Origin of the sequence: Frankia sp. AgB1.9 (genome assembly GCF_016786355.1) — a bacterium.
In the GTDB taxonomy this organism is placed as follows: Bacteria; Actinomycetota; Actinomycetes; order Frankiales; family Frankiaceae; genus Pseudofrankia.
The window spans coordinates 1-9,193 of sequence record NZ_JADWYX010000207.1 but is presented as its reverse complement, the minus strand read 5'-3'; the positions used below and the strand labels follow the sequence as shown (position 1 = coordinate 9,193).

Sequence of the window (9,193 nt, the reverse complement as noted above, 5' to 3'; positions counted from 1 at the left end):
GAAGCAACCGCCTGGCCACACACCGTCACACTCGACACCGCCGCTTGACACCCAAAACCATGGGATGTCTGGGGTGGCTGCGGCCGCGGCCCATTCACGACCACCCCAGGGCAAAAACGGCGATCACTGCCGCCCAACGGCTTGGCGGTCGGGACGGCCTCAGCGGCAATCAAGGACGGGCGGTCGGCTGGCCGACCTGATTAACGACCCTCCATATTCAGGCTATGCTCATGATTCCTGATTATGGAGGTCGTCTTGGGTGAGCTCCTGCGGCGTCGCTGGGAGAGTGATCTCGGCGCCGGCATGTCGCGGCGGGATCGAATGTCCTGCGAGTACGACGCCTACCTGCCAGATCCGCTGGTGGCGCGGGAGTTTCGCTTCGACGGCCGGACGGTCGCCGACCTTGTGGACGCGGAGCACGCGATCGCTTCGCTCAACCGGGAGGCTGTCGCCCTGCGCGGCACAGAGGTGCTTGCCCGAATGCTGCTGCGGGCGGAGTCCGTCGGCTCGTCCTGGATCGAGGGGCTGGAAGTCGGCGGCCGCCGGGTGCTACGAGCGGAGGCTGGCCGTGAGCTGGGCGAGCCGGTGACGGATGTGACCGCTTCCGAGGTGCTCGGCAACATCGACGCCATGGCCTACGCGACCGAGCTCGTCAACGTCGGCGACCCGATCACGACGGACGGGCTGCTCGAGGTCCACCGGTGCCTGCTCGCGGGCGGCAGGCTGCAGGAACACGGCGGCCGGATCCGGACCGCTCAGAACTGGGTCGGCGGCAGCAGCTACAACCCCTGCGCCGCGGCGTTCGTCCCGCCGCCACCGGACGCCGTCCCCGCGCTGCTGGACGACCTGGCTGCCTTCTGCGTCAAGGACGACCTGCCGGCCGTCGCGCAGGCGGCGATCGCGCATGCGCAGTTCGAGACGATCCATCCCTTCGTGGACGGCAACGGGCGAACCGGGCGGGCGCTGATCCACATGGTGCTGCGCCGCCGCGGCCTCGCGACGGACGTGCTGCCGCCGGTTTCGCTGATCCTCGCCACTCGGTCGCGGGACTACATCCAGGCGCTGTCTCGTACTCGCTTCGTCGGCCCGGCCGGCTCCGAGGAGGCCCGCGCCTCGGCCGACGAGTGGATCTCCCTGTTCGCCGGCGCCTGCATCCGTGCCTGCGCCGATGTGACGGACTTCGAGTCGCGCATCGACGAGATCCAGCGTGGCTGGCGCGAGCGGCTCGGCGAGATCCGACCCGACTCGACGCTGGAGCGGCTCCTCGGCCTGCTGCCCGCCGCGCCGGTCCTCACAGTGCAGTCGGCCGCGAGGCTGCTCGGTCGGTCCGCGCAGACGGCCAACCTGGCGGTGAGCCGGCTCGTCGACGCCGGCGTGCTGCGACAGGTGACGGTCGGCCGGCGAAACCGGGCATTCGAGGCCCCGGAGGCCATCGACGCATTCACCCTCCTCGAACGCCGGTTGGCGAGCCCGCAGAGCGACACCCTCACCAGCCCGCCGGCCCGCCGGGTGCCCCGCAGACCGTGAGCGCCCGGCCCCGGGCAGGGCGGGGCTGAGGCGGGCATGTGGGGCGCAAGGTTGGGATACTGCTCGCCGCGGCCACTGCGTCGATCTGGGCCGGCGCCCCGACCGGGAACCGTGCGTCGACGCCGTGGCCAAGCCAGCCAGGCCCTGGCTGGGCTGATCTAGGAGGAGCGCGATGGGCAGGATCATCCAGGGGATCGACGGCGCCAAGGCGCTCGCCGGGCAGGACTGGGGGACGAGCAACTGGGTCGAGGTGACCCAGGAGCAGGTCAACACCTTCGCCGACGCGACCGGTGACCACCAGTGGATCCACGTCGATGTCGAGAAGGCCAAGGCCGGCCCGTTCGGCGGCCCGATCGCCCACGGTTTCCTCACCCTGTCGCTGATCCCGGTGCTGTTCCACGACGTGGTGCAGGTCGAGGGCATCTCGATGGCGGTCAACTACGGGCTGAACAAGGTGCGTTTCCCCGCGCCGGTGCCGGTCGGCTCGAAGCTGCGGGCGCAGATCAAGAACCTCACGGTCGAGGACGTCACCGGCGGCGTCCAGGTCGTCAACCAGGTCACGATCGAGCGCGAGGGCGGCACCAAGCCGGTCTGCGTCGCGGAGTTCATCTCCCGCTACTTCGCCGGTAGGGCGCTGAGCGCCCTCCCTACGTGGACCGAGGTCGGTCTGTAGGACCGGGGTCAGTGTTTTTGCGTGGCTGGCAGCGTGGTTGCGTTTCGTTTGGCCCCTGCCGGGGCCGGCAAGATCGCTGTTTTGGCCCTCGTGTGGTTGTAGCGGTGGTGGTTTTGTGACCACTTGAGGGTCGAAACGGCGATCATGCCGCCGGGCCGACCGGCCGGGCCGACCGGCCGGGTCGGCCTTGGCGGAGGCGGCGCTACGCGATGGGTGCCGGTTCTTCGGTGGGGGTCTGGTCGCGTGGTGCGGGGAGCGGAACAGGCTCCAACGCCGTCGTCGCCGTCGCGTCGCCGTGTAGGTCGATGTGGGGGAGGAGGCGGTCGAGCCAGCCGGGGAGCCACCAGTTGGCGCCGCCGAGCAGGGCCATCGTCGCCGGGACCAGGACCATCCGGATGACGGTCATGTCGACGAGGACCGCGACGGCCATGCCGAGGCCGAGCATCTTGACCGTGACGTCCGGGTCCAGCGAGAACCCGGCGAACACGGCGATCATGATGAGGCCGGCGCTGGTGATGACGCGGCCGGTCTTCGCCAGCCCCCGCACGACGCTGCCGCGGGCGTCACCGGTGGCCCTCCAGTCCTCCCGGATCCGGGAGAGCAGGAACACCTCGTAGTCCATGCTGAGGCCGAACAGCACGACGAACATCAGCAGCGGCAGCCAGCTCGACATCGGCACCGCGTGCGGCAGCCCGAGCGCCCGCACCCCCCAGCCCCACTGGAACACAGCGATGATCACGCCGTAGGCGGCGGCGATGGACAGCAGGTTCATCACCGCGGCCTTGAGCGCGACCACCGGCGCCCGGAACATCACCAGCAGGAGCAGCAGCGAGACGCCGACGACGAACCCGACGACCACCCAGATCCGCCCCGCCAGGTAGGCGGAGATGTCCGTGAACGCGGCGGTCCAGCCGGTGATCCTGACGCCAGGTGGCAGCACGTCGGCGCGCAGGTGGCGGACCAGAGCGGACGCCTTCGCGTCGCTCGGGCCGACCGTCGGCTCGGCGACGATCACCGCGGTGGAGCCGTCGGCGGAGACGATCGGAGCCTGGACGTCGGCGATGTCACCGGTCGTGCGCAGCGTCCGGACGAGCGGGTCGAGCTGGGTCCTCGGCAGCTCCCGCAGGTCCGCCACGATCAGCAGTGGCCCGTTGGCGCCAGGACCGAAGTTGGCCGCGACGAGGTCGTAGGCACGCCGTTGGGTGGTCGACGTCGGCTGGCTGCCGGCGTCCTGCGGCCAGGTGCGCATCGCCAGCACCGGCGCCGCGAGCGTCAGCAGCAGGACGAGGGCCGCCAGCGCCCAGGGCAGCGGCCGGCGGCCGATCCGCGCGGCCCAGCGGGTGGTCAGCCCCCCGCCGGCCTGGCTCGCGGCGCCCGTGAGCCGCGGCTGGCCGGTCCCCGGCTGAGCTGGTGCCGCCAGCTTGGCTGCGCGGCGACGGGCCCGGCGCCCCAGCAGGCGGTGTCCCGCGAGGCCGCACAGGGCCGGGACGAGGGTCAGCGACGACGTGACGACGGCGACGACCACGACGGCGGTGGTGAATCCCGTCGAGGCGTAGGTGGTCAGCCGGACCAGTCGCAGCCCCATCAGGGCGAGCACCACGGTCGCCCCGGCGAAGACCACGGAGGTGCCGGCGGTCGCGGTGGCGCGCGCGGCGGCCTCGCGGACCGGCAGCCCGGCCCGCAGCCCCTCGACGTGCCGGGTGACCAGGAGCAACGCGTAGTCGATGCCCACCCCGATGCCGACCATCGAGCCGAGCGTCGGCGCGATCGTGCTGACGTCGGTACTGGCGGCGATCAGGGTGATCCCGGCCGAGCCGACGCCGAGGCCGAGGAAGGCGACGGCGAGTGGCACCCCGGCGGCGATCACCGAGCCGAACGCGGCCAGCAGGATGGCCAGCGCCACCACGATGCCGATCGCCTCGGCCTTGCCGTCGACGGAGCTGATGTTCTCGGAGACCTGGCCGCCGATCTCGGCACGCAGCCCGGCGGCCCGCGTCGGCGCGAGCGCCGTCTCCAGGTGGTCGAGCGCCTTCTTGCCGCCGACGTCGGTCACCGGGCGGTCGTAGTAGACGGTGATCAGCGCGGTGTCGCCGTCCTCGGACAGCCGCGGCGGGGCGACCAGGTCGACGTACTGGACGCCGCGCAGCCGCCCGCCGACGTCCCGCAGCTCGGCGGCGTCGAGCCGGCCGTGCGCGCTGTGCAGCACGATGCGCGCGTCGGCCCCGGCGAACTGCGGGAAGCCGGCCCGCAGCAGGTCGGTCCCCTGCTGGGATGGCAGCCCAGGGGTGTCGTAGTTGTCCCGCGGCGTCCCGCCGGACAGGCTGGCCAGCCCCAGTGCGAGCACCAGGGCCACGACCCAGGTGCCGATCACCCGCCACGGGTGGGCGGCGCAGGCCCCACCCACTCGGCGCAAGAACCCGGACATCGTCTCGTCCCCTTCTCCGGTTGTCGTCCCGGACATGACGAGCCGGGCCCTCGGACTGTGACGTCCGCGCCCGCCACCGGGCAGTCGCCTGCGCGACCGTCGCGCTGCCAGAACGCCGACGCCTCTGTCGGCGACCAGACGCGTTCACAGCCCACGTAGCGCGCTGAGTGGCGGCTCACGGACGGCCGGTGGGTTTGCTGGTCCCTAAAGGACTTATTCGAACGTTGAGTGAGCGTACCTGCACAAGAGGGGCCCAAAGGTGTCACATGTTCCCTCCCCACAGCTATACGAAGAGCGACGACTCGGTACGGTTGGGTTGGAACCTGCGGATTGCCCACTCCCAGTGGCGAACATTCGCTCCCGGTGGGTAGCGCGCCCGACTGACCCGACACCGGGTCACGGGGACAACGGCCCTCCCGGCCATCAGGAAGACATGCGAAAGGCTGCGCATGGCCCCGGCCCATGACCTACGCCGAGCCCGCCCGGAATCGATGGCGCCGTCGCCTCATCCCGGGCCCGGCCCGGCCGGCAGTCAGCCGCCGAGCCCGGTCGGGCTGACCGGCTCGGCCTCCGCCGCGCGCGCCATGATGACGGCGGCGCCGTGGTCGGGCTGGCTGTGGCTCGGCTACCTGGGCGCGGGCGCGGTGGCCGCGTTCGGCTACAGCGCGGTCCCGGCGTCCGGCGGCTGGCTGGTCGCGCGGATGGTCGGCGGCTGTGGCATCGGCGCCTCGTCGGTCGTCGCCGTGTTCGTCGGCCTGCGCCGCCACCAGCCGCGGCCGCGCCGGCCCTGGCTGCTCATCGGACTCTCCCAGCTGCTCTTCACCAGCGCCAGCGTGGTCTTCTACGCCGCCGAGTTCCTGTCGGGTGACCAGCGGATGCTCGGAATCTCCATCCTGCTGTACCTGGCGCACTACCCGGTCCTGGCCGCCGGTCTCCTGCTGATCGTCCGTCGACGCGCACCCCGCGGTGACCTGCCAGCCCTGCTGGACGGGCTCCTGGTGGCCACCGGAGCGACGACGCTTTCGGTGCTGCACCTGATCGGACCGGGCCTGCACGAGAACATCCCCCGCCTGGTCACCTGGACCGCGACCGGGTACCCGATCGCCGATCTGGTCCTGCTCACGATCGGGGTTCGCCTCGTCGCCAGCGCGGGCTTCCGGCCGCCCGCGTTCATCCTGCTGAGTGCCAGCCTGTTCGCCATCCTGGTCGCGGACACCGGCTATGGACTGCGGCAGCTGCACGCCATCTACGTGGTCGGCGGCCCGCTCGACGGGATCTGGCTCGCGGGCAGCCTCGCGCTGGGCGCCGCGGCGCTGCATCCGACGATGGCCGGGATCGCCCAGCCGTCATCCAGACCGCCCGGGCTGGGCCGCGCCCGGCTGTGCGGGCTTTATCTGGCCGGCATCATTCCGCCGCTCTCGCTGGTCGTGCCGCGTGGGCACGCGGACGGGGTGACGGAGCTGGTCAGCGCCGTCGCGATGGTCATCTCGACGGCCCTCATCATGATCCGGATGCGGTACGCCGAGGTGAGCCAGCGGCGGCTGGCCAACACCGACGTGCTCACCGGCCTGTGCACCCGGCGGTTCCTGGAGACGCGGCTCGCGCTCGCGTCGGTCCGCGCCGGCCGGCCGGGCGCCACGCTCGCGCTCCTGCTCATCGACGTCGACCATTTCAAGGCGGTCAACGACCGGTTCGGCCACCCGGCCGGCGACCGCGCGCTCACCGAGGTCGCCCGCCGGCTGCGCGAGGTCGCCCGGTCCGCCGACGTCGTGGCCCGTTACGGAGGCGAGGAGTTCGCGCTGCTCACCACCTACCTGGGCCAGGACGACCTGTACGTGCTCGGCGAGCGGCTGCGCCTCGCGGTCGCCGCGAGCCCCGTCGCCGTCGACGACGGCACCGCGCTGCCGGTCACGGTGTCGGTAGGTGCCGCCGCCGCGACGCTGCCGGCCAGCCCGGCCGAGCTGGTCGACCGCGCCGACCGCGCGCTCTACGCGGCCAAGTCCGCCGGCCGCGACCGCTGCGTCCTCGCGTCGCCCGCGCCCCAGCCCGACGCGGGCCGGGCCGCGGCCGAGGCTCACTGCTCCTCGTCGGCGGCCTGACTCCCGCGGCCAACCCCCGCCCAGGCACGGGAGGCGACCGACCGGCCGGTGCCCGTCAGGATGGCGGGGTCGCCAGCGATGCCTCCAATGAGCGCCGGCGGATCCGCGGGAGGTAGGGCGTCAGCTCGTCCGGGTCGAACCGGCTCAGCCTGATCGACCACCAGACGGTCCTGACGGAGTCGGCGTCCCGGTCCTCCGAGGTCTTGTACGAGCCATCGGGGAACAGCGCCGTCCACCGGTTGCCGGCCAGCCCGAGCATCGTGGCGAGCTCCCGGCTTCCGTCACTCGGGTGACTGTCGCCGACCTGCCACAATCGGGCAGTGCCGTCGGCGCCGCCGGATACCAGCACGTCCCCCGCCGCGCTGAACGCGACTGACCGGATCTCCTCGGTGTGCCCGGCCAGCCGAGCCAGCTCGCCGCCGGTGCCCGGATCCCAGAGCCGGACGATGCCGTCCTCGCCGCCGGACGCGAGCAGCCGGCCGTCCGGCGCGAACGCGAGGGTCCGTACCCGGCCGCCGTGGCCGACGAGGCGATGGCGCAGCGCCCCGGTGGCGGCGTCCCAGATCCGCACCGTGCCCGACCCCGAGCCGCTCGCGAGCAGCTCGCTGTCAGGTGAGAACGCCACCGCGTTGACCCAGTCCGTGTGGCCGACGAGGCGGCGGGCGGCCGGCGCCGACGCACCGCGCGCCGCCACCGCGTCCCAGACGTGCACCGTCCCGATGTCGGTGCCGGCCGCGAGCCGTTCGCCGTCCGGTGAGAACGCGACCGTGAGCACCCGTAGGCCGCCAGCCTTCAGGGTCCCCATCGGGTGGCCGGTCCACGGGTTCCAGAGGCCTACGGTTCCGTCGGGATGACCGACGGCGAGAATCGTCGTGTCCGGGGAGAAGGCGAGCGCGCGCACGGGGATCCGCCTGGTGTTCAGCCGGCGCACCGGGGTGTCCAGGTCGCCTCGGCCGTCGCCGGCCCGGCCGGGGGACAGCTCGTAGATCCGGACCAGGCCGTCGCCGCCACCGGCGGCGAGCAGGGACGCGTCGTCGGTCAGGCTCATCGCGTAGCACCAGGCCTTCTCGCCTGAGCCGACGTGAACCTGGGCGGCGGTCCTGGTGTCCCAGAGCCGCAGCGAGCCGTTCTCGCTGGCTGCCGCGACCAGCGGCTGTTCGGGCACGAAGGCCGTCGCGAGCACGTCCGCGGTGCGTCCGGTGAGCAGCGTCCGTCCCGGCGGGGAGCCGTCGGTGACCTTCCAGACCTGGACGGTTCCGTCTCTGGTGCCCGCGATCAGCGCCTCCCCGTCGGCGCCGACGAACTCCAGGATCGTCACCCAGCCGCGCGCCGCCCGCAGCGTTGTGCGCAGGCTGTCGCCGACCAGGTCCCACACCCGGATCGTGCCGTCGTCGGTGCCGATCGCGAGGAGCGAGCCGGTCGGGTCGAACGCGAGGGCTTGGGCGAAATGATCGTCGCCGCGCCGACGGGCCACCTCGCGCCCGGCGGCGAGATTCCAGACCCGGGCCGTGTTCTCCCCGTTGACCCAGGCCAGCATGGTGCCGTCGGGGGAGAAGCGCAGCGTGCGCGCGTGCTCGGTGGGCTTGCCGAGCACGGAGAGGTCGCTGCGGGTGCGCACGTCCCACAGGCGTACCTCGTCGCCGTAGGCCAGCAGCGTCCCGTCCGGGGAGAACTGCAGGGTCTTGATGCGGTCCGCCGACTTGTGCAGCGTCGCGACCTTGGTCAGCGTGGCCAGCTCCCAGACGTGCACCCTGCCTTCCCAGCAGCCGGTCGCCAGCAGCGAGCCGTCGGGCGAGAACGCGAGCGCGCGCACCCGGCTGGCGTGCCCGACGAAGCTCGCGATCTCCTCGGCCGCGGAGACGTTCCAGAGCTGGATGCCACCGGCGACGTCACCCGCGGCGAGCCGTGCGCCGTCGGCGGAGAACGCGACCGCGCGGATCCACTCGCCCCGCCCCCGCAGCACGGCCAGCACGCGCCCGTCGGCGAGGTCCTCCAGCACGACGTGCTGCCCGGTTCCGTAGGCGAGCAGGTCGTGGGACGGCGAGAGCGCCCGGGTCCAGCGCAGGCCCGAGTCGATGACGACCTCCACGGGGTCGCGGCCCGGGACCGCGGCGGCGGCGAGCTCGGGCACGGTCCGTGCCCGGTCCGGCGGGGTGGCGCCGAGCAGCGCGGCCCGTTCCCACCGGCTGCCGGTGAGGACGGTGTCGGTCAGGTCGGGGTCGGTGAGGCGGGCCCGGCGCAGGTCGGCGTCGGTGAGGTTCGCGCGGGTCAGCCGCAGGCGGCGGGCGCGGACTCCGGTCAGCCGTGCCCCGGTGAGGTTCGCGCCGGTGAGGTTGGCGTCGTCGAGGTCGGCGTCGGTGAGGTTCGCGCCGGCCAGGTCGGCGCCGGTGAGGTCGAGGCCGGTCAGGTCGGCGCCCTCCAGATGGGCGCCGCCGAGGCGCGGCCCCCCGGCCCCCCCGGCGGCGGGGC

5 protein-coding genes are annotated in these 9,193 nt (G+C 72.9%); 3 read left to right on the top strand and 2 right to left on the bottom strand.

From position 1 onward, the window contains the following. Nucleotides 1-243 precede the first annotated feature (243 nt). A complete protein-coding gene (locus I6A60_RS39820; RefSeq protein WP_238437216.1) occupies nucleotides 244-1,527 on the top strand; it encodes a Fic family protein in 1,284 nt (427 codons plus the stop codon). A 172-nt stretch (nucleotides 1,528-1,699) separates the two neighbouring features. Continuing rightward, nucleotides 1,700-2,200 (top strand): MaoC family dehydratase, encoded by a 501-nt coding sequence (locus I6A60_RS39815; protein ID WP_203021606.1) that lies wholly within the window; start codon nucleotides 1,700-1,702, stop codon nucleotides 2,198-2,200. A gap of 202 nt (nucleotides 2,201-2,402) precedes the next feature. Here the strand turns inward: I6A60_RS39815 and I6A60_RS39810 are convergent, their stop codons facing one another. Further along, the gene (locus tag I6A60_RS39810) at nucleotides 2,403-4,625 is read right to left on the bottom strand and encodes an MMPL family transporter (RefSeq protein WP_203021607.1); all 2,223 of its coding nucleotides are present in this window, start codon (nucleotides 4,623-4,625) and stop codon (nucleotides 2,403-2,405) included. Between the two features lie 491 nt (nucleotides 4,626-5,116). Between I6A60_RS39810 and I6A60_RS39805 the strand changes: the two genes are divergently transcribed. Next, nucleotides 5,117-6,724: a GGDEF domain-containing protein gene (locus I6A60_RS39805; protein WP_238437215.1), complete on the top strand. Its 1,608-nt coding sequence runs from the start codon at nucleotides 5,117-5,119 to the stop codon at nucleotides 6,722-6,724. 55 nt (nucleotides 6,725-6,779) lie between these two features. Here the strand turns inward: I6A60_RS39805 and I6A60_RS39800 are convergent. Beyond that, on the bottom strand, nucleotides 6,780-9,193 hold a 2,414-nt coding region (locus I6A60_RS39800), incomplete at its 5' end, for a pentapeptide repeat-containing protein (RefSeq protein ID WP_203055864.1).